This is a genomic window from Streptomyces sp. 2A115, from assembly GCF_052245575.1.
In the GTDB taxonomy this organism is placed as follows: Bacteria; Actinomycetota; Actinomycetes; order Streptomycetales; family Streptomycetaceae; genus Streptomyces.
This window is the reverse complement of the sequence record NZ_JBQQCG010000113.1, coordinates 1-23,854: the sequence shown is the minus strand read 5'-3', so window position 1 is coordinate 23,854 and position 23,854 is coordinate 1. Positions and strand designations below refer to the sequence as shown.

Sequence of the window (23,854 nt, the reverse complement as noted above, 5' to 3'; positions counted from 1 at the left end):
GCCAGGAAACGGCCGGTCGTCAGCCCTTGACGGTTCCGGCCGTGAGCCCGCCGGCGATGAAGCGCTGGAAGATCGCGAAGACGCAGACCACGGGAACGCTGATGACGGTGGCGGTGGCCATCAGGGCTCCCCACGCGGTTCCGTGCTGGCCGACGAACGCGTTGAGCAGGACGGTGACGGGCTGTACGTCGGGCTCGGAGGCGAGGGTGAGGCCGAAGACGAACTCACCCCAGCCGATCAGGAAGGAGAGCCCGGCCACCGCGACCAGGCCGGGGACCATGACCGGCAGGACGACGCGCAGCAGTACGCCCGTCGGTCCGCAACCGTCGACCAGCGCGGCCTCCTCCAGCTCTCTGGGCACGGCCCGCAGCACCGGGCGCAGCACGATCACCGCGAAGGGCAGGGTGAGGGTGGTGTCGGCGGCGATGAGACCGAGGTACGTGTCGTCGAGGCCGGCCCGGCGTTCGAGGATGAACAGCGGGGCCGCCAGCACGATGCTGGGCGGCAGTTGGGCGAGGAGCAGGGCGAACACCATGGTGCCGGAGCCGCGCATCGGGATGCGTGCGAGCGCGTAGCCGAGAGGGACGCCGAGCAGCAGGGTGAGCGCGACCACTCCGCTGGAGATCACCAGGCTGTTGAGGAGGGCCCGGAGCAGCGCCTCGTCGGCCAGCGCGGTCGAGTAGTTCTCGGTGGTGACCGGTGCGGGGACCCACTGGGGGGATTCGGCCAGAATCCGGTCCGGCTCGGTGAGGCTCGTGTTGACCATCCAGTAGACCGGCAGCAGAAAGGCCGCCGTGATCAGCGCGGAGGTCACCGTGAGCAGCCAGGGCCGGCGCGTCGGTCTCACGCGGTCTCGCCCTCCCGGCGCAGGCGGAGCACATAGAGGGCGCCCGCGAGCAGGGGTACTAGCAGCAGGAGCAGGCCGGCGGCGGCGCCCTCTCCGAACCGGAAGAACTTGAAGAAGACCTCGTAGACATAGAGCGACAGGACGCTGGTGGCGTCGACGGGACCGCCACCCGTCATCACGAAGATGATGTCGAAGACCTTGAAGGTGTAGACGAGGCCGAGCAGCAGCACCACCACCGACACCGGCCGCATCAACGGGAGCGTGATCCAGCGGAAGCGCTGCCGGACGCCCGCGCCGTCGATGGCGGCGGCTTCGTGGAGCTCCGGGTCGATGGTGTGCAGCCCCACCAGGAGCAGCAGCATGTTGAAGGGCACGCCGACCCATACGTTGGCGAAGATGACACCCGCCAGCGAGGTGCCCGGGTCGGTGAGCCAGTCGTGCGAGAGGGCGCCGAGACCCGTCGCGCGGAGCAGGGCGTTGTAGACGCCGGACTCCTCGTCGAGCATCCAGCGGAAGAGGGTGCCGCTGATCACGGGCGGAAGCAGCCAGGCCACCAGCAGCAATGACCGGAGCAGACCGTTCAGCGGGAACGGCCGGGCGAACAGCAGGGCCAGGGCGAAGCCCATGACGAACTGCAACACCAGCGATCCCAGGGTGAAGACCACCGAGAGTCGTACGGCGTGCCAGAAGTCCGGGTCGGAGACCGTGGCCCGGTAGTTGGCGAGGCCGTTGAACCGTGTGGCACCGCCGAGCAGACCGCTCAGGCCGACGTCGTGCACGGACGTCCACACGTTGTAGAGCAGCGGGTACGCCAGGAAGAGGCCCAGGAAGACGAGACCCGGCAGCGAGAAGAGATACCCGGCCCGTCGGCGGCGGGAGGAGAGGGGAGTGGGAGTGGGATCGGGGTGGGGATTGAGTCTCCTCACCGCCGCCCCAGGGCCTTGTTGATCTTGACGGCGGCGGACTTCGCCGCGGCGGAGGGGGCGGCGGAGCCGGTGAGTACGGCCTGTTCGGCCTCGGCGACGGCCTGCGAGGCGTCGGCGTAGTGCCGCCCGTACTGACGTGGCCGGGCGACGGGCAGTTGGCTGAGGAAGAGCCGTAGGGCAGGGTCGGACGCCCATGTGCCCGAGCCCGCCAGATCCTTGCGGGCGGGCAGGTTGCCGAGCGCCACCAGGTACGGCACCAGAACGGACGGACGCTGGGTGTACTCGAGGACCTCCCACGCCTTGTCCTGATGCTTGCCGCTCGCCATCACGACCCAGTTCTCGCCGCCCAGACAGGTGGCGGACTCCTTGTCACGGGGCAGCGCGGCGACGCCGAACTCCAGGTCGGCCGTCTTGAGGCTGGGTAGCTGCCACGGGCCGTTGATCTGCATGGCCGCCCGCTTGTTGACGAACCGTGTGTTCACGTCCTGCTGCGTCCAGCCCACGCACTGCCCGGACAGCGAGCTCTTGGCGACGAGGTCGTCGAGGAAGGTCAGCGCGGTCGCGCCGTAGGTGTCGAAGGTGTCCAGGTCACCGCCGGCCTGCCACAGGAACGGCAGGAACTGGAAAACCCCCTCCTCCGTCCTGATCGCGCTCATCGCCAGGCCGAACCGGTCCCCACTGGTCAGCCGCTGAGCCGCCTCGGCCAGCTCGTCCCACGTGGTGGGGGGTCTCACGCCGGCGGAGTCGAGCATCTCGGTGTTGTAGTAAAGGGCGAGGCAGTTGCTGTTGTTGGGAATTCCGAGGGTCTTCCCGCCCACCTGGCAGCCGGCCCAGGGGCCCTCGTAGTACGTGTCCGCCTGGCCCCATTCCTTGACCCTGTCGGTGAGATCGGCCAGCAGCCCGCTGCCGCCCAGTGAGTTCATGGCGACGTTGTCGACGATGGCGATGTCCGGCAGATCACCGGAGACCGCGCCCAGGGTGATCTGCCGGTCCAGGTCCGCGAACGGGAACGTCCGCCGCTCGATCCGTACGTCGGGGACGTTGGCCTCGATGTCCTTGATCATGGCCGTCATGCCGGGCTGGAAGTTGTCCAGGGTGAAGTAGTCCCACCAGGTGAGGGTGACTGTGCCGCTCTGCTGGTCCGAGCCGCAGGAGGCCAGGGCCGAGCCGAGGCCGAGGGCGGCCGCTCCCGCGCCCGCGGCACGCAGGAAACCGCGGCGGTCGACGGCGTACGACATGCTCTGCTCCCAGTGTGTGATCGGTGTTCGTGATCGGGTGTTCGTGGGCGGTGCTCAGCTGATGGGTATTCAGCTGATTCATGCTCAGCTGTTGGTGCTGCTCAGGCGATCGGCGCTCAGGCGATCAGTGCTCATGGCGGTCTCAGAAGTCGGGATCCGGGAGGTCGGGGAGATCCGGGAAATCCGCGAGATCCGGGAAGTCCTGTTCGGGTTCCGACGAACCGGGTATCGGCTGGCAGGGAGCCGTGCTGGCCCGCAGGGAGATCAGGGGTTTCAGCAGGACGTGCCGGGGCGGCGAGCCGGGTGAGGTGAGCCGTCGCACCATCAGGTCGACAGCCACCCGGCTCATCTCCTTGGCGGGGATCTCGGCCGCGGTGAGCTGCGGGTTCACCTGCTCCGCCCAGCGGCCGGCCGCCACGCCGACGACCGAGAAGTCACGCGGCACCCTGCGGCCGTGCCGCGTCAGCCCGCGGTACACGCCCTCCAGAGCCGCCTCGTTCATGGTGACCAGCGAGGTGGTCGCCGGATCGTCCCGCAGGATCTGTTCCAGGACCGCCTCCCCGGCGGCGAGATCGTCGCCGCAGAGGTACGCGCGCGGGGTGAGCACCTGCTCCGCCATGGCCTTGGTGTAGCCCTCGAGCCCGAGGCGCGCGAACCCGTATCCGCTCTCGAAGAGCTGCTCGGACCGGTTGATGAAGGCGATCCTGCGGTGACCCAGGTCGGCCAGGTGGTACACGCAGCCGCGTGCCAGGCCCGCGAAGTCCAGATCGACCCAACTGGTCTCCTCCGCCCTGCTGTTCCTTCCGATGGTGACGAAGGGGAAGCGGGCCTTGGCCAGGTGCTCGACCCGGTCGTCCTCCAGCCGGATCTCCATGACGATCACGCCGTCCACCCGCCGCTGGTCGACCATCCGCCGGAACGAGGGGTCGCCGGTCGTGTCGGCGGGGGAGAGCAGCAGGTCGTAGTCGTACGTGGTGGCGGTCTCGGCCACTCCGCCGATGAAGGAGAGCTGCATCCCGGTGTAGTCGCGGGCCCGGCCGGCCGGCGGATAGACCAGACCGAGGGTGTGCGTACCGCCGTCCTCCGCGGGGCCGCCGCTCTCCGGCGTGCCACGGCCATCCGGGGCGCGGTCGCTCTCCGGAGAGCCGCCGCTCTCCCGGGCGCGGTCGCCCGCCGGAGTGCCCGCGTACGCGCGCGGGCCGGCTCCGGCCGCTCTCGGATCGTCTGTTCGTCTCGTCATCTTCAGCATCTTCAGCTGACCGGTAGGGGTTGTTCGGCCCAGATGGTCTTGCCGGTCGGGGTCTGACGGGTGCCCCAGCCCTGGGTGAGCTGGGCGACCATGTGCAGCCCTCGGCCGCCCTCGTCGTAGGTGCGGGCGCGGCGCAGATGGGGCGCGGTGCTGCTGGAGTCGGAGACCTCGCAGATCAGCGTCCGGTCGCGGATCAGCCGCAGCCCGATGGGCACCGCCCCGTACCGGATGGCGTTGGTGACCAGCTCGCTCACCACGAGTTCGGTGACGAACGCCGCCTCCTCCAGCCCCCAGACAGCCAGTTGGCGGGAGGCCTGGGCTCGGGCGTCCGCCACGATCGCGGGGTCGGACGGCAGGGACCAGGCGGCGACCTGGTCGGTGTGGAGGGCGCGGGTGCGCGCGAGGAGCAGGGCCACGTCGTCGGCCGGGCTCTCGGGGAGCATCGCCTTGAGTACGGCGTCGCAGGTCGCCTCCAGAGAGGGGACGGGGGAGGCGAGGGACTCGCACAGCCGGTCCAGGCCGAGGCCGATGTCATGGGCGCGGGCTTCGATCAGGCCATCGGTGTAGAAGGCGAGCAGACTGCCCTCCGGCAGTTCCAGCTCGGTGGCCTCGAAGGGCAGGCCGCCGACACCCAGGAGAGGCCCCGGGGAGAGTTCGACCAGGCTGACCGTGCCGTCGGGGAACAGCACGGCGGGCGGGGGATGGCCGGCGCTGGCGATGGTGCAGACGCGGGAGACCGGGTCGTAGACGGCGTACAGACAGGTGGCGCCGATCTCGCCGACGGACGGCATGTCCTCGGGGATGTGGTCCACGTCGTCGTCCGAGGTGAGGTGGGCGACCAGGTCGTCGACGTGGGTGAGGAGCTCGTCCGGGGGCAGGTCGACGTCGGCCAGCGTGCGCACCGCCGTGCGGAGCCGTCCCATGGCGGCGGAGGCGTGCAGGCCGTGCCCGACCACGTCGCCGACGACCAGGGCGACCCGGGTGCCGGACAGGGGAACCACGTCGAACCAGTCGCCGCCCACGCCGGCCCCCGAGCCGGCCGGCAGATAGCGGTACGCGACCTCGACTGCCGCCTGCCTGGGGAGCCCGTGGGGGAGCAGGCTGTGCTGGAGGGTGAGGGCGTTGGTGCGCTCCTGGGTGTAGCGGCGCGCGTTGTCGATGCCGACGGCCGCCCTGCCCGCGAGCTCTTCGGCGAGGATCAGGTCGTCCGGCTCGAAGCGTTCCGAGGACCTGCCCCGGGCGAGGAGCGCCACTCCGAGCGTGATCCCACGGGCAAGCAGGGGAACCGCCATGATCGAGTGGAATCCGTACGCGCGCACGCTGGCGCTCCTGGCCTCGTTGCGGGTGATCCACTGGACGAAGTCGGGATCGCCCGTCCCGCTGAGCACCGGTCGCCCGGTCGCCAGGCAGCGGGCGGGCGGCGAGAAGCCGGGGTAGATGTCCACGTCGCCGAGATCGACGGAGGCCTCGGGCACTCCGTTGGCGGAGGACTGGTGCGCGACGCGGCGCAGCACCACGGCCGCGTCGACCGGGCCGGGGACCGGCTCGTCTCCGCGGGTCACGGAGTCGAGTAGGTCCACGCTGACGAAGTCCGCGAGTCGGGGCACGGCGAGGTCGGCGAGTTCCTGGGCGGTGCGCGCGACGTTCAGGGTGGTGCCGATGCGGGCTCCCGCTTCGTTCAGCAGAGCCAGTCGCTGTCGGGCCCAGTGCTCCTCGCTGCTGTCGAACGTCGCGGTGCCGACACCGCACACCTTGTCGGTGGACGGGTCCCGGACGGGCCACAGCTCGATGATGCAGGCGTGTTGACGGGAGGAGGAGGGCGAAGGGCCCGGGGTGCTGCGCTCGTAGCGCATCGGCTTCGCTTCCTCGGCCACCTGCTGGACGAGGCGTAGGAAGCCCTCGTCGGCGTACTCTCCCTCGTTTTCTGCGGGTGCGGGTGCGGGTGCGGGTGCGGGTGCGGGTGCGGGTGCCGGTGTGGTTGGGGTTGGGGTTGCGTGTGGCTCTGGATCTCTTTGTGTTTGTGCTGACGCGATGGTGTTCAGCCGCCATCGGTGCGACTCCGTGGCGAATGTGGACATGGCGACCGAGGACTGGGTGTACGCCCACTCCACCATCCTGCGGTCGTATCCCGGATCGGACGTGTTTGTGGTGGCTGTCACTACGAAGCCCTGGGGCTCGCCGGCGCCGTTCAGGGAGGGGTAGGCGTGCAGGGCCAGATCCATGTGCCGGCCGTCCTGGCGACGGAACCTCGCTGTGCCGCTCCATTCCTGCGAGTCGATCGAGGAGAACCCGGCCGCGCGGGAGACGTCCGCGGTGGAGAGGAGGTCGGCCGCCGTATGTCCTACGACGTCCGAGGCGCGGTAGCCCAGCAGTCGTCGCGCCCCCTCGCTCCAGCCCGTGACGATGCCTCGCAGGCTGACGGTGGCCGTGGCGGCATCGGCCGCGCCGGGCATGTCACTCATAGTCCTCAGCGTGCGCGCCGCACATGAAACGGACAAGTCGGACTCGGTCAAGTGGTTGTAGGCGGTGGGGGTGGCTGGCGCGGTGGCTCGGCGGGCCTTTGCGGGGGGCGCGGCTCGGTGGGGTGAAGGCTGCGGCTCGGTGGGGCGAAGGCTGTGGCTTGGTGGGGCGCAGGGTGCGGCTCGGTGGAGGGCGCCGGCGCGGCTCGTTCGGGTGTGGGGTCGGGGCCGTGCCGGTACGTCGCAGCCCGCCGCTCGCCGGGTATACGGCTGTTGGCCTTTACGGTGCGGGCTGCTGAGAGGAGCTCTATGCGGCGGGCTGCGACGTACCGGCACGGCCCGCTCCCGTTGTATGGCGGCCGCGGGTGCGGTGGGGTGCGGCGTCGTACCGGGTTGCGTCGCCTCGCCACGCCTCGCGCGGCCTCGCGTCGCCTCGCCACGCCTCGCGCGGCCTCGCGTCGCCTCGCCACGCCTCGCGCGGCCTCGCGTCGCGTCGCGCGGCGTCGCACCGAGTCGAGCGGTGAGCCGAGCCACGAGTCGCGCGTTGAGTCGCGGGCTGGGCGTGTGAGTGGTTACGAGCCGAGTGTGGTCAGGGCCGGGGCGAAGGCGATGAGGAGGGGGAGGAGAGGGGCCAGGGCGGCGACTGTGGTTGTGCTGCGGCGGCGGGCTCGGGTGAGGCGGGGAGGGGGGTCCAGGAGCCGTTCCACGCGTTGGTGGAGCAGGGGGCGGGGGGTGGCGCAGGACAGGACGCCGCGGTGCTGGTTCAGCTCGATCAGGGCGAGCGCGGTGGTGAGGTGGCCGCAGCGGCGGGAGGCCGTGTCGTCGGCGGAGAGTTCGATCAGGCGGTGGGTCTGGTCGCGGAAGTGGGTGAACACCGGGATCCCGGGAAAGCCGTCGGCCAGGGCCTGGGAGAGGTGCAGGAGCCAGTCGTGGTGGGCGCGGGCGTGGCCCAGTTCGTGGGCCTGGATGGCGTCGAGCTGGGGATTGGTGAGGCGTTGCAGGGCGCCTGTGGTGACGATGAGCTGGGGTGGGTTGCCCGGCATCCACCAGGCATCCGGGTATTCGTCCTCCAGCACGAGGAGGGGGCCGCGGGTCGCCGGGAGGCCGGCGGGCAGTTCGGGGGCGCGTTCGCGCAGGTGCTCGCGGCGCAGTCGGCGGCGCCTGCGGGCCTCGGCCACCTCGCGGGCCAGCATGGCCGTGGTCCAGGCGGCCCCGCCGGCGAGCAACAGGGTCAGAGCGGTGGTCCAGGGCGGGGCGGCGGCGAGGTCGTACGCCTCGGTGACGGCGGGTGGCGCCGGCGCGAAGACATGGACGCGGACTGTGTGGAAGACGGCCGAGGCGCTCAGTACGAGCGCCGTCAGGCAGCAGAGGAGGACGGTGGCGACCAGGCACTGCCACACCCAGAGCGCGAGCACCGGTTCCCGCTCCGGCCAGGCGGCGCGGGTCAGGGCGTGGGGGGCCACGACGGCCGCCGTCAGCGCGACGGCCGCCATCAGCGACAGGGACATGGATACGGTCATCTCGCGGGCTCCCTTCTCCTCGGCCGCCCTCCTCTCGGACTCCGGCGGGGCGGGGCGGGTGAGGAAGCGGGCGGTGAACACGCTACCTGCCGTCGGGTGGGCGGTGACAATGAGAAGCGTGACGGTGCGGGCGTGGCGACATGCTTAAGAAACCGCGTACTCCAGGGGCCCTTACCGTGAACGGCTAGCATCACTCCTTCGTAGTTGTTGGGTGAGGTTGTCGGACGAGGTGGGTGGGCGTCGTGTCGGTGGAGCCGCGGATCGCGGTGGCCGTGGTGACGATGGGTACTCGGCCCCAGGAAGTCGACGCGCTGCTCGCGTCGGTGGCCAAGCAGGACATCGCGCCCGCACGCATCGTGATCGTGGGCAACGGGTGCCCGCTGCCCGAGTTCGCCGACCGGCTGGGACTGCCCGGCGTGGTGACCCCCATCGAGGTCGACGAGAACCTCGGCTGCCCGGGCGGGCGGAACGTCGCGCTGCGGCGGCTGCGGGAGTTCGGGGATGTTGATGTCGTCGTCGAGCTCGACGACGACGGGCTGCTCGTGGACCCAGATGTCCTGCGGCGGGTACGGGACCTGTACGCCGCCGAGCCGCGCCTGGGCATCGTCGGGTTCCGGATCGCCGACGAGAACGGGGAGACCCAGCGGCGGCACGTGCCCCGGCTCGGCGCCAAGGACCCGATGCGGGGCGGCGAGGTCACCGGCTTCCTCGGCGGCGGGCACGCCCTCTCCATGGAGATGCTCGCGCGGATCGGGGAATGGCCCGCCGAGTTCTTCTTCGCGCACGAGGAGACCGATCTGGCGTGGCGGGCCGCCGACGCCGGGTGGATCATCCGGTACGAGCCGGAGCTGCTGCTGCAACATCCGAAGACCTCGCCTGCCCGGCACGCCATCTACTACCGCGTCACCGCCCGCAACCGCGTCTGGCTGGTCCGGCGCCGACTGCCTCTTCCGCTCATCCCCGTACACCTGGCGGTCTGGATCGCGCTGACCCTCGTACGGACACGGTCCGTCGGCGGTCTGCGGGCATGGTTCGGCGGTTTCGTGGAAGGGCTCCGGTCGTCGGCGGGGGAGCGGCGGCCGATGCGGTGGAGGACGGTGTGGCGGCTTACGCGTCTTGGGCGGCCGCCGGTTGTGTGAGCGGCGGTCGCCGGTTGTGTGGGCGGCGGTCGCCGGTTGAGGAGCAAGGACGCTCCCAGGGCGGCACCGACAGCCCTGCGAGCGGGGAGCCGCGGCAGCTGCTCGGCGAGGCGACCGACCTGCGGAGCGCGGGAGCTCACTTCGCGTCCGCATAACACTCCACCACCGCCGTCGTGAACGGAAACCGCACCGGCGTCTCCCCGAACGTCAGCCGCCCCGCCAGCTCCGCCGCCTCCCGGATCGCCTCGACCACCGCGTCGGCCTCCTCCTCGGGACAGTGCACCATCACCTCGTCATGCTGGAAGAAGACCAGCTCGGCCGCCATGTCCCGGCAGGAGCGGCGGAGAGCGGCGAGGACGAGCAGGGTCCAGTCGGCGGCGCTGCCCTGGACGACGAAGTTGCGCGCGAAGCGGCCACGTGCACGGGAGTTGGTGGAGGCGTACCCCGGCACCCACTCGTCGCCGTCGGAGCCGTCGGCGGTTCCCTCGGTTCCTCCGCCCGGCTCGTCCTGCGGCAGTCCCGCCTCGTCCGACGAGGAGCCGGAGCCGGCCGCCGGTGGACAGGTCCGCCCGAGCCAGGTCCGTACGAGCCGGCCCTCCTCGCCCTCCCGGGCCGCGTCGTCCACGTACGCGACCGCTCTGGGGAAGCGGCGGCGCAGCAGGGCGAGGTTCTTGAGGCCGTCGCCGGACGTCTGTCCGTAGATCGCGCCGAGCACGGCGAGCTTCGCCTGTGCGCGGTCGCCGGAGAAGGCGCGGTCGGAGACGGCCTGGTAGAGGTCGGTCTCCCGCCCGGCGACCTCCATGAGGCCGGGGTCGCGGGAGATCGCGGCCAGCACGCGCGGCTCCATCTGGTCGGCGTCCGCCACGACGAGCCGCCACCCGGGGTCGGCGACGGCGGCTCTGCGGATGACCTTGGGGATCTGCAGCGCGCCGCCGCCGTTGGTCACCCAACGCCCGGTGACCGTGCCCCCCGGCAGGTACTCCGGTCTGAACCGCCCGTCCCGCACCCAGTCCTGGAGCCACGACCAGCCATGGGCGACCCAGATCCGGTACAGCTTCTTGTACTCGATCAGCGGCTTGACGGCGGGATGGTCGACCGTCTCGATCTCCCAGCGGCGGGTGGACTTCACCTTGATGCCGGCCTGCGCGAAGGCCTTGACGACGTCCGCGGGCAGATCGGGCCGCACCCGGCGCCCGAATGCGGCCGACACCTCGTCCGTCAGCTCGGCGAGGCGCCGGGGCTCGCCCCCGCCCGTGTACCGCTCGCCCAGCAGTTCGTGCAGTACCTCTCGGTGGACGTCCGTGCTCCACGGCAGCCCGGACGCGTTCATCTCGGTCGCCACGAGCATGCCCGCCGACTCGGCCGCCGTCAGCAGCCGCATCCGGTCGGGGTGCGCGGTCGCGAGGTGTCTTCGCTGCTGGTCCGCGTACACCTCGATGAGCTGTTCCAGCGGTACGTGGACGGGGCGCGGCTCGAAGAGGGAGGACTGCGAGCCGGGCTCGGCGGAGCGCTGCCGGGGGTCCGGCGGTACGGGGCCGCCGCGCAGCCTGGCCAGGGCGGCGGCCGCCGACCGGGGTTCGCCGAGCCGTCCTTCGTGGCCGAGGAGGAGGGTTTCGGCGGCCTCCATGTCGTAACACCGCTCCACGCGGACGCCCGCGCTGCGCAGGCGGGGGTAGACCTCGGCCGTCGACCGCCACACCCAGCGGATGACGTCCGGCCGGGACCGTACGGACTCGGCGAGGTCCGGCTCCCTGAGGACGGGCCCGGCGGGCAGCCCGTCGGGGCCGAGGGGAGCGAGCTCGGCGCCGCCGTCCTCGGCCGGCGCGAGAGCCCACCGGTCGGTCATGACTCCGAGTCTCGCAGGAGGCTCTGACAATGGCCCTGAACTGCGAGTTCAGGGCCATTGTCAGAGCCGGGCGCATGCGGTCGGGTAGCCGGGGACCAGCAATGGTCTCCGGCTACCCGACCACAGCGCAGGCCACGGCGGTCAGTCCTCCTGGAGGGACTTCCGCACCTTCTCCAGCGCCTTCGCGATGTTGGCCTCGGCCGCCGTCTTGTCGACGCCGAGCCCGCTGAGGAGGCCCGCGCCGGCCTCGTGCTCCAGCAGCGCGAGCAGGACGTGCTCCGTGCCGATGTAGTTGTGGCCGAGCCGGAGGGCCTCGCGGAAGGTGAGTTCGAGGGCCTTCTTGGCGTTGCTGTCGAAGGGGATGAGTGCGGGCACGTCCTCGGCGCGCGGCGGCAGGGCGGCGGTCGCGGCCTCGCGCACGGCGTCCAGCGTGACGCCCTGTGCGGTGATCGCCTGCGCCCCGAGGCCCTCCGGCTCGGCTATCAGGCCGAGGACCAGGTGTTCGGTGCGGATCTGGTCGTTGCCCGCGGTCTTGGCCTTGTTCTGGGAGACGACCACCACGTTCCTGGCCCGTGGCGTGTAGCGGCTGAAGCCCTGGCTGGGGTCCAGGTCCGACTCGGCCTTCGGCACGAACCGTTTCTGGGCCGCCTGCCGGGTGACCCCCATGCTCTTGCCGATGTCCGTCCATGAGGCGCCCGAACGCCGGGCCTGGTCCACGAAGTGGCCGATCAGGTGGTCGGCCACGTCGCCGAGGTGGTCCGCGGCGATCACCGCGTCCTGGAGTTGTTCGAGCTCGTCGGTGTGGACTTTCTTGATGGCCTCGATGAGGTCGTCGAGGCGTACGGAGGTGGTGGCCCGCGGATTCGTGGTCATGTGTCAACCGTAGGTTGACGATGGAGGGGTGTCAACCGCGAGTTGACACCTTCGGGATTCTGCGGTTCCAGGCCCGGATGGTTGGTCTCGGAAGGTTGGCCCCCGGTACTCGCATACTCGGGCTCGACTACTTCGGGGAGGCAACCGGCAGCCGCACGGCCGTTCGGCGCACTCGGCGCACCATGACACGATCGTTGGATGAGCAGCACGTCCAGCACGGTGGAGCGAGCCTTCGAGGCCGCGCTCTACTCCGACACCGACACGTCCCTCGACACGGGCGCCTCACTGCTCGCCGCGGACCCGGTGTCCGACGCCGAACTCACCCGGCGGGGCGAGGAGTTCGTCGCCGCGGCCTGGCGTCGTGGCTGGCAGCCCGCCGATGTCGTACGGATCGTGCGGCGCGAGCTGGACGACGTACACATACGCCTGGTGTCGGCGCTGATCCTCGGCGAGGCCGGCCAGGAGCGGAAGCCCAGGGGCCCGCGCTGGTCGGCGCAGCTCGAAGAACTCGAAGAGCCGGCCGCCGAGGGCCAGACGCCCCGCACCACCGACCGCTTCTCGTACGCCACCGCCGTACTGGAGCTGTACCGGCTGCTGCTCCGCCTGCCCGCCATCGAGCCGCTCGACGTAACCGACCCGCCCAAGGGGGCCGCGGCCCCGGGGGCGAAGGACTCCCGCATGCTCACCCGCATCCGCGCCCTGCTCGCCAAGGCCGAGGCGACCGGGTTCCCGGAGGAGGCCGAGGCGCTGAGTGCCAAGGCGCAGGAGCTGATGGCGCGGCACAGCATCGACGAGGCGCTGCTCGCGGCCCGTACGCACACGAAGGACGCGCCCGGCGCCTGCCGCATCGGCGTCGACCCGCCGTACGAGACGGCCAAGGCGGTACTGCTCGACGCGGTGGCCGGCGCGAACCGCTGCCGCGCGGTCTGGAACGAGGCCCTCGGCTTCTCGACGGTCGTCGGCTTCGAACCCGACCTGGAGGTCGTCGAGCTCCTCTACACCTCTCTCCTCGTGCAGGCCACGGCCGCGATGGCCAAGGCGGAGGCGGCCCAGCGGGCGGGCGGCAGGAAGCGTACGAAGACCTTCCGGCAGTCGTTCCTGGCCGCGTACGCGCATCGGATCGGCGACCGGCTGGCTTCCGTGGCCGAGGACCAAGTGACGGCAACGGGAGGCGAGTCGCTGCCGGTTCTCGCGGCCCGCGACGTGGCGGTCGCGGACCACACGGAGCGCATGTTCCCGGACACCGTCGCAACTCGGATGCGTGGGGTGACCGACGCGGCCGGCTGGGAGGAAGGAGCCGCGGCGGCGGACCGGGCCCAGGTCAGGGCACGGCCGCCGCTACGGTGACGTGACGCTGCCGCTGGGATGACCCGGCAGCCGATGTCTCAACCCACGTCTCAACCCACGTCTCAACTCACGTCTCAACTCAGGTTCAACTGACGTCTCGGGCGATGTCTCAGTCGCCGGCGCGCTGGAACGGGGTCACCGAGGCGTCCGGTTCGCTCGCGGTCCGCAGGGCCACCTCGCCGTACTTCCAGGCGAAGGACAGCTCGTCGGTGGCGTCGGGCAGGCTGAACTTCACCGTCTTCACGGCCGCGCTCTTCTCCGTGTCGCCCGCGGTCCCCCGTACGTACGTGATCGTGAAGGTCACCGCTTCCTCCGGCTTGACGGTCAGTTTCTCGGGCTGCGCGGCCTTGTCCGCGGGGACGGTACGGGACTCGCTGCCGGCGTTCAGGCCGATGCCGGGGAAGCCCTCCAGGGTGCAGTCGGCACCGGAGCGGTTGGTGAGGGTGACGGAGACGTTTCCGGTGTCGCCGGCGGCCGGGGCCTCGTTGGCGGCGACCTGCGTGCCGACCTGGTCGGCCTGGCAGGCGGTGGAGGCGCTGGGCTTCTTGTCAGCGGTGTTCTTGTCACCGCTGCCGTTCTCGCTGTCGCTGTCACTGCAGCCGGTCAGGGTGAGGGCAGCGGCGAGGGCGGCGACGGCGATCGGTAGGGCGCGCATGGGGTTTCCTCTGGCGTCTGGTGCTGGAGTTGGAGCTGGGGCTGGGGGTGACGTCTGGTGTCGTGGCGGTGCTCGTAGATCATCACGCGGTTTCGTCCCGGGGGACACCTCGGCGGTCCCGTGTCAGGAGGCGCGGGGAACTGCGCGACCAGCCCCCCACAAACCCGCACCCGGCACCGAACCGAAACGAACCCGGGCGTCAGGCGCCGGGTGTCAGGAACCCAGGCTCGCCGTAGGCAGCCCGGACGGCATCTTCCCGCCTTCGGACCTCGTGTACGTCTCCTCGCCGAAGCCCTCCCAGGTGACCTTCAGCGTCGTGGAGTCGACGGACTCGACCATGCCCTCGGTCCGGTCCTTGTTCCCGTCGGTGCACTTCAGCGCCATCATCTGCATGCCCGACTTCTCGCCGGCACTGCCGCTGCATATGGACCCGCCGGTGGAGAACAGCGCGGCCTCCTTCCCGGTGATCACCAGTGCCACGGCCTTGCCGTCCTTAGTGGCGAGCCAACTGCCCTCCAGACCGTCGGCCTCGGCCGTACTCCCGCCGGAGCCGCCGCCGGTGTCCGCCGACTCGGTCGGCGCCGCGCTCGTCGGCGAGGGCGAGCCGTTGTCACCGTCCCCGCCGTCGTCACCGCTGCAGCCGGTCGTCAGGACGAGCGCGGCTGCCAGCCCAGCCGCCGCGGCCGTGATCCGCGCCTGCCTGCGCGAGAAGGTCGCCGAAGTCGCCGAAGTCACTGAAGCCCCCAAGGTTCTGGCCGGAAATCCGGAAAAACCGGAAGGTCGCCGGTGTCGCCGCCGCCGATGCCACCGCGACGACGGCGACCACCGTGGCCACCGCTACAACCGCGGCAAGCTGACCGCAGCAAGCTACCAGGCCGCCTTTCAGCCCTTCGGGTGAGCGCCGCCGCCGCTACCAGGACGACTTGCGAACCCCCGGCAAGAACCCCTTGTGCGCCTGCTCCCGCAGATTCACCCGCGACAGCCCGAACGTCCGCAGATACCCGCGCGGCCGCCCGTCCACACTGTCCCGGTTGCGTACGCGCGTGGCGCTGGCGTCACGCGGCTGCCGCTCCAACTCCCGCCGGGCGGCGGCCCGTTCGGCGTCCGACGAGGACGGCCGACGGATGATCTCCTTCAGCTCGGCCCGTCGCCCGGCGTACCGCGCGACGATCTCCTGACGCTTGTCGTTCTTCGCGATCTTGCTCTTCTTGGCCATCAGACCTTCACCCCACGGGCGCGGATCCGGGCCACGGCCGCCTCGACGCCGATCGTGTCGACGGTCTTGATCCCCTTCGTGCTGAGCTTCAGCCGTACGTACCGGCCCTCGCTCGGCACCCAGTAGCGCTTGCTCTGGATGTTGGGGTCGAAACGGCGCGACGTGCGCCGGTGCGAGTGGGAGATGTTGTTGCCGAAGCGGGGCTGGGCCCCGGTCAGCATGCAGTGCGCGGACATGTGAGTGACGTACCTCTCTGCCTAATCGTTATCGATAATGGGATCCGTTTTCATATACTAGCCACATGGCACGCAACGAACTCCGTCCGGTCATCAAGCTCCGGTCCACGGCCGGGACCGGCTACACGTACGTCACCCGCAAGAACCGCCGTAACGACCCCGACCGGATGGTCCTGCGCAAGTTCGACCCCGTCGCCGGCCGCCACGCCGACTTCCGAGAGGAGCGCTGACCGAGATGCGCGAGGGAATCCACCCGGCGTACGGGCCCGTCGTCTTCCGGGACCGGGCCGCGAACCACGCCTTCCTGACCAGCTCGACCATGACGAGCGAGAAGACGGTCGAGTGGGAGGACGGCAACACCTACCCGGTCGTCGACGTCGAGATCTCCAACGTGAGCCACCCCTTCTACACAGGGACGGCCCGCGTGATGGACACGGCCGGCCGCGTCGAGCGCTTCGAGAAGCGCTACGGCAGGCGCGAGTCCGACGGCAAGCGGGCGTCCGACGGCAAGGGCGAGGCCGACTGATGCTGTCCGTCGCCATCGTCGGCGGGCTGCACGCCGATGCCCGCAAGGCGGCCGTCGAGCGGCTGCTCGCCGACGTACCCGGAGCCGTGGCGCTCCACCACGACCTCGCGACGGCCGTCAAGGGCACGGTCGTCCGCACGATCCGCGACCTCACCGGCATCGTCTCCGCCGGTGAGGCGGAGCTCGTCAACGACTGCGCCTGCTGCGCCCTGCGCGAGGACCTCGTGCCGGAGCTGGAGCGGCTTGCGGAGGACGGGACGACCCGGCTCGCGATCGTCGAGCTCTGGGAATCCGTCGAGCCCAAGGCCATGGCCGAGGTGGTCGCCAGCGCCGGACTCCGGCTCACCGGCGTGATCACCGCGGTCGACCCCGCGCTCGTACTGCCGTACCTCGGCAACGGCGACGACCTCGCCGACGCCGGGCTCGCCGCGGCCGTCACCGACCAGCGCACGATCGCCGACACCTTCGCGCGCCAGCTGGAGTACGCGCCCGTGCTCGCCCTCGTCGAGTCCGAGGAGGCCGACGACGAGGACCGGGCGCTGCTGGCCCAGCTGCACCCGACCGCCCGCCAAGTCCCGATCGGCCACGGCGACTTGGCGGGCCCGGTGGTGACGGGAACCGCTGGTGCCGCGGCGTCGGCGCTCGCGGATGCCGCGCTCGCCGGGTTCGACGTGGAGGCGGCGGCCGCGGCCCAGCACCCCGCCTGCGCGCTGTTGCCCGCCGAGGCCGACGAGTGCGGGGTCTCCACGCTCGTATGGCACCGTCGTCGCCCCTTCCACCCGGAGCGGCTGTACGCGGCCCTGGAGGACCTGACCTGCGCGGCGGCCCGCAGCCGGGGCCGGTTCTGGCTCGCGGACCGGCCCGACACGCTGCTCCACTGGGACGCCGCCGGTGGCGCCCTGTGCGTGGAGAACTCGGGGCCGTGGCTCGCCTCCCTGCCCGACGCCGCCTGGGAGATGGTGCCGCCGGTGCGCCGCGCCGCCGCCGCGCTCGACTGGCACCCGGAGCACGGCGACTGCTGTCAGCACCTGGTCTTCACGTCACCCGGCCTGGACCGTGACGGCCTCGAACTGCTCCTGGAGTCCTGCCTGTTGACCGACGCGGAGTACGCGGCCGGCCGCACCGCCTGGAAGCGACTCCCGCCCGCCTTCGACACCCTCCTGGAGGTCTGACCCATGGCCCCTCGCAAGCCCGACCGCAACAAGCCCCTCAAGGCCCGCCCCAATCCCCTGGACGCGGCCAAGATCACCTACATCGACTACAAGGACACGGACCTCCTCCGGAAGTTCATCTCCGACCGCGGCAAGATCCGCAGCCGCCGAGTCACTCGTATCTCCGCCCAGCAGCAGCGGCTGATGGCCCGTGCGATCAAGAACGCGCGGGAGATGGCTCTGCTGCCGTATTCCGGCTCCGGCCGCTGAGGTTCCGGTTCCCGCCTCGCAGCGGCGGAAGGGGGTAGGTAGGAGATTCCCTGCGTTTGACGCGTAGGGAATCTCCTACCTATCGCTCCGGGAGGCCGGACTCGTTTCCGAGCGGCGCGCCGGGCGGCAGCGGATCCACCGGCGGGAGGCGCAGCCGCTCGCCGAGGTGCGGGACTGGCTCCATCCGTACGAGCCGTTCTGGCGCGACCGGCTCAAGGGGCTCGGTGGGCTCCTGGACCGTATGCCCGAGGATGGCGAAACAACGGAGGACGGCGGGACATGGGCCCCGTATCGCGAGCGCACGGCCTGGTGGGGCGGACGATCCCGGTGGGGCGTACGACTCCGGTGAGTCATGCGGCTCCGGTGGGGCGGCCGACCCCGGTGAGGCGGACGGCGACCTCACCACGATCCGTGTCGACCAGTTCCTGCCCCACTCGCCGGCCAAGGTCTGGCGCGCGCTCACCGAGCCCGAGCAGCTCGCGCGGTGGCAGATGCCGGGGCGGCCGGCTTCCGGCTCGAGGTCGGGCACCGGTACGCGATGACGTCGGTGCCGCGGCCCAGCTCCAACTTCTCCGGCGCGGTGGACATCGAGGTCCTCGCGTACGAGACCGGGCGGATGCTCAGCGGCCGGTGGGCCGACCTCGATCCCGGCAACCCCGCGGACTGGACCATTACGTGGACCCTGGAACGGGAGGGCAGCGGTACCCGTCTCTTCCTGGTGCATACGGGATTCGACCCGGACGACCCGGCGCAGATGATGGCGCGGAAGATCATGGGCGAGGGCTGGAGGTCGCATGTGATGCGGGCCCTGGGGCAGACGCTGGATCGGTTGTAGGCGAGAGGCCTGGTCAGAGGGAACCGCTTCGGCAGGCAAGCCGTCCAAGCTGTAATCGCAGGACCACCCCCCGTGCACGTGCATCTGCGCATGCAACTGCATGTGAAGACAGCTATGATCCGGGCAGTTGACTACCACTGCATCACTGGCAACAGACGCCAATGCACCACCGGGGAGCGACCTGTGGACCACGACGTGTACAACGGCATGGCTGCCACGGAGCTGCGCGGTGCGGCCTGGCAGAAGAGCAGGCACAGCAACTCGCAGGGCTCCTGTGTGGAGTTCGCGAGGCTGCCCGGCGGTGAGGTGGCGGTGCGCAACTCGCGCTTCCCCGACGGACCCGCGCTCGTATACACACGCGCCGAGATCGAGGCCATGCTCCTCGGTATCAAGGACGGCGAGTTCGACCACCTGACAGCGGGCTGAACGGCAGGCTGAACGGCGGGTTGGGCATCGTGTTGAACAGCGGGCAGATTGAAGGCACTTGAGGGTGTTTGCCGTCTTCTCGGCCAGGCAACTCACCGTGACGCGGACAGCCAACGGACCGCTGACAGGCCGTAACTCGGACCACTGACGGACCGTAACGCGCGTAGAACCGCGGCGCGAAAAAAAGCGCCGCGGCCCCTCAGGCGACAGGCCCCAGTCGGAACAGCGCCCACACGACCTTGCCGTTGAGCGTCCCGGCGAGCGGGTGCCAACCCCAGCTGTCGGCGAACGAGTCGACCAGGAACAGACCGCGCCCCGACTCCGCCGAGAAGTCCTCGGAGTCACCCGCGACCGGACTGTCGTGACTGGGATCGCGCACCGCGCACACCAGTCTCTCGGTCCACCGCATCAAGTGCAGCCGCACGGGCGGGTCCTGATCGGGCGTGCGCGGGGTGTCCGCGGGCAGCGCGTGCCGCAGCGCGTTGGTGACGAGTTCCGAGACCACCAGACAGACGTCGTCGAAACGGCTGTCGACGTCCCACTGGTCCAGCGTCCGACGAGTGAACTGCCTCGCGTCGCGCACCGCTTCGTAGCGGGGCGGCAGAGCGCAGGAGGCGGCGTTGGACACGGCCGCGGGGTCCAGCGGCGGAAGCCCCTGCCTTAACGGCTCGAGCATGGTCGATCCATTCGTCCCCATGCGAGGCACTCCCGGGGTTCGCGGTCGTTGCGATGCAGCGGTGGCGCGAGACCATCGTTCCGAATGCTTACGGCAGATGCAAGGGCAGATGCACGTGCACGCGCCCGAATTGGACCTTCCCATACCGCTTCTTGGTCATTTTTTCCGCCGTCTTCCTGTCACTTTTCTGCCTCTGGCTGGTCTTCTCCTTGCCTCTTCTCGTGTATCCCCTTTGAAACCTTGCCGTTTCTGTAACCGAACGAGTACTGCTTGAAGTGATTTAGTGGCAGACTGCGGCCCTTGAAGACGGGTTGGGGAGGCGGACGAACGTGAGCGCGCAGGAGTCGGGATCGGTGGTACGGCGCATGCTGCTCGGCTCGCAACTGAGGCGACTGAGGGAGTCGCGCGGCGTCACCAGAGAGAAGGCCGGCTACTCGATCCGAGCCTCCGAATCGAAGATCAGCCGTATGGAGTTGGGCCGGGTGAGCTTCAAGACGAGGGATGTAGAGGATCTCCTGACTCTCTACGGGATCACTGACGACGCGGAGCGCAACTCGCTGCTCTCCCTCGCCAAGGAGGCCAACGTCGCGGGCTGGTGGCACAGTTACTCGGACGTCCTGCCCAGCTGGTTCCCGACGTACGTCGGACTCGAGGGCGCCGCGTCCCTGATCCGTTCGTACGAAGTGCAGTTCGTGCACGGGCTGTTGCAGACGGAGGCGTACGCGCATGCCGTCGTCGAGCGCGGCATGAAGAGCGCGGGCCACGGCAAGGGCGCCAAGGCCGTGAGCGATGCCGACATCGAGCGGCGCGTGGCGCTGCGCCTGGAGCGCCAGAAGTATCTGGTGTCCGAGAACGCCCCCGACTTCCACGTGGTCCTCGACGAGGCCGCGCTGCGACGCCCGTACGGCGACCGGGAAGTGATGCGGGGTCAGCTCCAGCATCTGATCGACATTTCCCAGCGGCCCAACGTGCGGCTTCAGGTCATGCCTTTCGGCTTCGGCGGGCACGCGGGCGAGAGCGGAGCATTCACGGTGCTCAGCTTCCCCGAGTCGGACCTGTCCGACGTGGTCTATGTGGAGCAGCTCACCAGTGCGCTGTATCTGGACAAGCGTGAGGACGTCGCGCAGTACGAGAAGGCGATGAAGCAGCTCCAGGACGACAGTCCGGGGCCGGACGAGAGCCGCGATCTGCTCCGGGGCCTGCTGCAACTCTCCTGAAACATCTGCGCCCTCTCCAACTCCCTTTAAACACCAGTACGATGACGTGTGATCAGACCGTGAAGATGATCAGGCTGGCTGCTGCGGCAGCAAGGGATTGAGGGATCACATGTCGTCCTACTTCACCGACCTGGCTCAGCAGTACATCGACGGAGAGTGGCGTCCGGGTACAGGTTCCTGGGACATCATCGACTTCAATCCGTACGACGGTGAGAAGCTCGCGTCGATCACGATAGCCACGGTCGACGAGGTGGATCAGGCCTACCAGGCCGCCGCCCGCGCCCAGAAGGAATGGGCCGCGACGAACGCCTACGCGCGTCGCGGCGTGTTCGAGAAGGCCCTGCGCATCATCGAGGACCGCGAGCCGGAGATCACCGAGGCGATCATCGCGGAGCTCGGCGGCACGCATCTGAAGGCCGGCTTCGAACTGCACCTCGCCAAGGAGTTCCTGCGCGAGTCGATCCACCTGTCGCTGCGGGCCGAGGGCCGGATCATCCCCTCGCCGGTCGACGGCAAGGAGAACCGCGTCTACCGCGTCCCCGTCGGCGTCGTCGGTGTGATCAGCCCCTTCAACTTCCCGTTCCTGCTGTCCCTGAAGTCCGTCGCCCCGGCGCTCGCGCTCGGCAACGGCGTGGTCCTCAAGCCGCACCAGAACACCCCGATCGTCGGCGGTTCGCTGGTCGCGAAGATCTTCGAGGACGCGGGTCTGCCGGGCGGTCTGCTCAATGTCGTCATCACGGACATCGCGGAGATCGGCGACGCCTTCCTCGAGCACCCGATCCCGAAGGTCATCTCCTTCACCGGCTCCGACAAGGTCGGCCGCCACGTCGCCACCGTCTGCGCCTCGCAGTTCAAGCGCGCGATCCTCGAACTCGGCGGCAACAGCGCCCTGGTGGTCCTGGAGGACGCGGACATCGACTACGCGGTCGACGCGGCGGTCTTCAGCCGGTACGTGCACCAGGGCCAGGTCTGCATGGCCGCGAACCGCGTCCTCGTGGACCGCTCGATCGAGGCCGAGTTCACCGAGAAGTTCGTCGCCAAGGTCAAGACGCTGAAGGCCGGCGACCCGCGCGACCCGGGGACCGTCATCGGTCCGGTCATCAACTCCTCGCAGGCGGACGCCCTTTCGAGCACCGTGGAGCAGGCGATCGCCGAGGGCGCCACCGCCCTCGTGCGCGGCGCCACCACCGACAACCTCGTCGAGCCGACCGTCCTGACCGGCCTGCCCGCCGACTCCGACATCCTCCGGCAGGAGATCTTCGGCCCCGTGGCGCTCCTCGTCCCGTTCGACGGCGAGGAGGAGGCCGTACGGATCGTCAACGACAGCCCGTACGGGCTGAGCGGCGCCGTGCACACCGCCGACGTCGAGCGCGGTGTCTCCTTCGCCAAGCAGATCGACGCGGGCATGTTCCACGTGAACGACGGCACCGTGCACGACGAGCCGCCGGTCGCCTTCGGCGGCGAGAAGGCCTCGGGCATCGGCCGCCTGAACGGCGACGCGGTGGTCGACGCGTTCACCACGCAGAAGTGGATCTCGGTGCAGCACGGGCGGAGCTTCTTCCCGTTCTGAGCCGCTCGAAAGCGGATTGAACATGGCTTGAATATGGCGGGCCCTTGCGGACAGAAGCTGACCGCAAGGGCCCGTAACTTCGTTGGTGTCGAGAAGGAAACGGCACCCACGAAAGGCGTCCCCCATGGTTATGCACGTGCACGCAGAGGCTCACGGCGACGAGCGCGGCGCGCTGCTCGCCTTCCTGGACGAGCAGCGGGGCGGCATCCGCCGGACGCTGCTCGGCCTCACCGACGAGCAGGCGGCGACGAAGCCGAGCGCCAGCGAACTCTCGCTCTCCGGGCTGCTCAAGCACGTCGCCGAGACCGAGCAGGGCTGGCTGTCGCGGGCCCGGCAGGTGGCGCCCGACACCCAGCGCACCGAGGAGGACTGGGGCGACAGCTTCCAGCTGGTCGGCGACGAGACCGTCGAGTCCATGCTCACCTACTGGGACAAGGTCGCCCGGCAGACCGAGGACTTCATCCGGTCCGTGCCCAGCCTGAATGACACCTTCCCGCTGCCCGACCAGCCCTGGTTCCCGGACGACGAGGCCGTGTCGATGCGCTGGCTGATGCTCCGGCTGATCGCGGAGATGGCCCGGCACGCCGGCCACGCCGACGTCATCCGCGAGTCCCTGGACGGGAAGACGGCCTTCGAGCTGGTCGCGCAGGCGCAGGGCGCCACCTGGGGCTGAGCCGACGCGCTCTAACCTGGACCGCATGTCAGTGATCCGTCTCCTCGTCCTGGGCGCCGTCCGCCAGCACGGCCGGGCCCATGGCTACCAGGTGCGCAACGACCTGGAGTACTGGGGCGCGCACGAGTGGTCCAACGCCAAGCCGGGCTCGATCTACCACGCGCTCAAGCAGATGGCCAAGCAAGGGCTGCTGCTGGCCCACGAGATCGCGCCCTCCACGGCGGGTGGCCCGCCGCGCACCGAGTACGAGATCACGGAGAAGGGCACCGAGGAGTACCTCGCGCTGGTCCGCGAGTCACTGACCGCGTACGACCAGAAGCCGGATGCGCTCTCCGCCGCTCTCGGCTGCATGGTCGACCTGGAGCGCGAGGAGGTCCTCGAACTCCTGGAGGAGCGGGTGCGCGGCATCCAGGAGTGGCGCAAGGCCGTCACGGAGTACTACACGCCCGAGGAAGGCCCCGAACAGCTCGGCCACATCGGCGAGATCATGAACTTCTGGGTCCACTCCGCCGACAGCGGGGCCCAGTGGACCCGCGGCCTGATCGAGCGAATCAAGGGCGGGGCGTACACCTTCGCGGGCGAGGGAGAGCCGTTCGTGGGGGTTCTCGGGGAGGGCGAGAAGAACCCGTACGCGACTGGGTAGCCGCATCCGGGAGATCCGAGCTAACCAAGTTTGACTAATTGTTCGGGTGGGCATACCCTCCGCCGTTGGATCGGTAGTCAAATTTGACTACAACGAGATGGAGGGAGCCGAATGACGGACGCGATCGTCCTCGAGGGCATACGGAAGCGGTACGGGGACAAGGCGGCCCTGGACGGTCTGGACCTGGCGGTGCCGCGCGGCACCGTCCACGGTCTGCTCGGCCCGAACGGCGCCGGAAAGACCACCGCGGTGCGCGTGCTGACCACGCTGCTGCGGCCGGACGAGGGGCGCGCGGAGGTCGCAGGACACGACGTGG

At 70.1% G+C, this 23,854-nt stretch carries 25 protein-coding genes and 1 pseudogene; 13 read left to right on the top strand and 13 right to left on the bottom strand.

Annotation, left to right across the window (positions count from 1 at the left end; translation table 11 throughout):
• Positions 1–19: 19 nt before the first annotated feature.
• The 6 genes from ACTWQR_RS50315 to ACTWQR_RS50290 all read right to left on the bottom strand — a co-directional run bounded on the left by ACTWQR_RS50315 (position 20) and on the right by ACTWQR_RS50290 (position 8,239).
• Complete coding sequence (locus ACTWQR_RS50315; protein ID WP_443234055.1) at positions 20–847, bottom strand: carbohydrate ABC transporter permease; 828 nt, start codon at positions 845–847, stop codon at positions 20–22.
• Complete coding sequence (locus ACTWQR_RS50310; protein ID WP_443234054.1) at positions 844–1,773, bottom strand: carbohydrate ABC transporter permease; 930 nt, start codon at positions 1,771–1,773, stop codon at positions 844–846. The genes ACTWQR_RS50315 and ACTWQR_RS50310 overlap by 4 nt, the downstream gene beginning before the upstream one ends.
• Entirely contained in the window at positions 1,770–3,011 is a 1,242-nt protein-coding gene (locus ACTWQR_RS50305; protein WP_443234053.1) for an ABC transporter substrate-binding protein, read from the bottom strand. The genes ACTWQR_RS50310 and ACTWQR_RS50305 overlap by 4 nt, the downstream gene beginning before the upstream one ends.
• Before the next feature lie 142 nt (positions 3,012–3,153).
• Positions 3,154–4,251 carry a LacI family DNA-binding transcriptional regulator gene (locus ACTWQR_RS50300; protein ID WP_443234052.1) on the bottom strand — a complete coding sequence of 366 codons (1,098 nt, stop codon included), beginning with the start codon at positions 4,249–4,251 and terminating at the stop codon, positions 3,154–3,156.
• An 11-nt stretch (positions 4,252–4,262) separates the two neighbouring features.
• On the bottom strand, positions 4,263–6,713 hold the full coding sequence (locus ACTWQR_RS50295) for a SpoIIE family protein phosphatase (protein WP_443234063.1): 2,451 nt from the start codon (positions 6,711–6,713) through the stop codon (positions 4,263–4,265).
• Between the two features lie 578 nt (positions 6,714–7,291).
• Complete coding sequence (locus tag ACTWQR_RS50290) at positions 7,292–8,239, bottom strand: M56 family metallopeptidase (RefSeq protein WP_443234051.1); 948 nt, start codon at positions 8,237–8,239, stop codon at positions 7,292–7,294.
• A 248-nt stretch (positions 8,240–8,487) separates the two neighbouring features.
• On the opposite strand from ACTWQR_RS50290, the gene ACTWQR_RS50285 reads away from it, so the two are divergent.
• Entirely contained in the window at positions 8,488–9,378 is an 891-nt protein-coding gene (locus ACTWQR_RS50285; protein WP_443234062.1) for a glycosyltransferase family 2 protein, read from the top strand.
• Positions 9,379–9,514: 136 nt separating this feature from the next.
• On the opposite strand, the gene ACTWQR_RS50280 is transcribed toward ACTWQR_RS50285, so the two are convergent.
• Positions 9,515–11,224, bottom strand: a complete 1,710-nt coding sequence (locus ACTWQR_RS50280) for a bifunctional 3'-5' exonuclease/DNA polymerase (protein WP_443234050.1) — start codon at positions 11,222–11,224, stop codon at positions 9,515–9,517.
• A gap of 141 nt (positions 11,225–11,365) precedes the next feature.
• On the bottom strand, positions 11,366–12,097 hold the full coding sequence (locus ACTWQR_RS50275) for a Clp protease N-terminal domain-containing protein (RefSeq protein WP_443234049.1): 732 nt from the start codon (positions 12,095–12,097) through the stop codon (positions 11,366–11,368).
• A gap of 198 nt (positions 12,098–12,295) precedes the next feature.
• Here ACTWQR_RS50275 and ACTWQR_RS50270 point away from each other — a divergent pair, with 198 nt between their 5' ends.
• Complete coding sequence (locus ACTWQR_RS50270; protein WP_443234048.1) at positions 12,296–13,444, top strand: DUF2786 domain-containing protein; 1,149 nt, start codon at positions 12,296–12,298, stop codon at positions 13,442–13,444.
• 109 nt (positions 13,445–13,553) lie between these two features.
• Here the strand turns inward: ACTWQR_RS50270 and ACTWQR_RS50265 are convergent, their stop codons facing one another.
• The 4 genes from ACTWQR_RS50265 to rpmB all read right to left on the bottom strand — a co-directional run bounded on the left by ACTWQR_RS50265 (position 13,554) and on the right by rpmB (position 15,551).
• Positions 13,554–14,099 (bottom strand): DUF4232 domain-containing protein, encoded by a 546-nt coding sequence (locus ACTWQR_RS50265; protein ID WP_443234047.1) that lies wholly within the window; start codon positions 14,097–14,099, stop codon positions 13,554–13,556.
• Positions 14,100–14,312: 213 nt separating this feature from the next.
• Entirely contained in the window at positions 14,313–14,834 is a 522-nt protein-coding gene (locus ACTWQR_RS50260) for a hypothetical protein (protein WP_443234046.1), read from the bottom strand.
• Between the two features lie 175 nt (positions 14,835–15,009).
• A complete protein-coding gene (gene rpsN, locus ACTWQR_RS50255; protein WP_443234045.1) occupies positions 15,010–15,315 on the bottom strand; it encodes a 30S ribosomal protein S14 in 306 nt (101 codons plus the stop codon).
• Positions 15,315–15,551 (bottom strand): 50S ribosomal protein L28, encoded by a 237-nt coding sequence (gene rpmB, locus ACTWQR_RS50250; protein ID WP_443234044.1) that lies wholly within the window; start codon positions 15,549–15,551, stop codon positions 15,315–15,317. The genes rpsN and rpmB overlap by 1 nt, the downstream gene beginning before the upstream one ends.
• Positions 15,552–15,616: 65 nt before the next feature.
• Here rpmB and rpmG point away from each other — a divergent pair, with 65 nt between their 5' ends.
• The 6 genes and pseudogenes from rpmG (at position 15,617) to ACTWQR_RS50220 (ending at position 18,759) form a co-directional block, all read left to right on the top strand.
• Positions 15,617–15,781, top strand: a complete 165-nt coding sequence (rpmG, locus tag ACTWQR_RS50245) for a 50S ribosomal protein L33 (RefSeq protein ID WP_443234043.1) — start codon at positions 15,617–15,619, stop codon at positions 15,779–15,781.
• A 5-nt stretch (positions 15,782–15,786) separates the two neighbouring features.
• Positions 15,787–16,077, top strand: a complete 291-nt coding sequence (locus tag ACTWQR_RS50240) for a type B 50S ribosomal protein L31 (RefSeq protein ID WP_443234042.1) — start codon at positions 15,787–15,789, stop codon at positions 16,075–16,077.
• Positions 16,077–17,249 (top strand): CobW family GTP-binding protein, encoded by a 1,173-nt coding sequence (locus tag ACTWQR_RS50235; protein WP_443234041.1) that lies wholly within the window; start codon positions 16,077–16,079, stop codon positions 17,247–17,249. The genes ACTWQR_RS50240 and ACTWQR_RS50235 overlap by 1 nt, the downstream gene beginning before the upstream one ends.
• A 3-nt stretch (positions 17,250–17,252) precedes the next feature.
• Positions 17,253–17,498 (top strand): 30S ribosomal protein S18, encoded by a 246-nt coding sequence (rpsR, locus tag ACTWQR_RS50230; RefSeq protein WP_443234040.1) that lies wholly within the window; start codon positions 17,253–17,255, stop codon positions 17,496–17,498.
• Between the two features lie 407 nt (positions 17,499–17,905).
• Positions 17,906–18,333: pseudogene (locus ACTWQR_RS50225) on the top strand (SRPBCC family protein).
• Between the two features lie 207 nt (positions 18,334–18,540).
• On the top strand, positions 18,541–18,759 hold the full coding sequence (locus ACTWQR_RS50220; protein ID WP_443234061.1) for a DUF397 domain-containing protein: 219 nt from the start codon (positions 18,541–18,543) through the stop codon (positions 18,757–18,759).
• 199 nt (positions 18,760–18,958) lie between these two features.
• Here the strand turns inward: ACTWQR_RS50220 and ACTWQR_RS50215 are convergent, their stop codons facing one another.
• On the bottom strand, positions 18,959–19,435 hold the full coding sequence (locus ACTWQR_RS50215) for an ATP-binding protein (RefSeq protein WP_443234039.1): 477 nt from the start codon (positions 19,433–19,435) through the stop codon (positions 18,959–18,961).
• Between the two features lie 365 nt (positions 19,436–19,800).
• Here ACTWQR_RS50215 and ACTWQR_RS50210 point away from each other — a divergent pair, with 365 nt between their 5' ends.
• The 5 genes from ACTWQR_RS50210 to ACTWQR_RS50190 all read left to right on the top strand — a co-directional run.
• Positions 19,801–20,652, top strand: a complete 852-nt coding sequence (locus ACTWQR_RS50210) for a helix-turn-helix domain-containing protein (RefSeq protein WP_443234060.1) — start codon at positions 19,801–19,803, stop codon at positions 20,650–20,652.
• Positions 20,653–20,761: 109 nt separating this feature from the next.
• Positions 20,762–22,222: an aldehyde dehydrogenase family protein gene (locus tag ACTWQR_RS50205; protein WP_443234038.1), complete on the top strand. Its 1,461-nt coding sequence runs from the start codon at positions 20,762–20,764 to the stop codon at positions 22,220–22,222.
• A 124-nt stretch (positions 22,223–22,346) separates the two neighbouring features.
• The gene (locus tag ACTWQR_RS50200; protein ID WP_443234037.1) at positions 22,347–22,895 is read left to right on the top strand and encodes a DinB family protein; all 549 of its coding nucleotides are present in this window, start codon (positions 22,347–22,349) and stop codon (positions 22,893–22,895) included.
• A 25-nt stretch (positions 22,896–22,920) separates the two neighbouring features.
• Positions 22,921–23,538 (top strand): PadR family transcriptional regulator, encoded by a 618-nt coding sequence (locus tag ACTWQR_RS50195; RefSeq protein ID WP_443234036.1) that lies wholly within the window; start codon positions 22,921–22,923, stop codon positions 23,536–23,538.
• Between the two features lie 111 nt (positions 23,539–23,649).
• On the top strand, positions 23,650–23,854 hold a 205-nt coding region (locus tag ACTWQR_RS50190; RefSeq protein WP_443234035.1), incomplete at its 3' end, for an ATP-binding cassette domain-containing protein.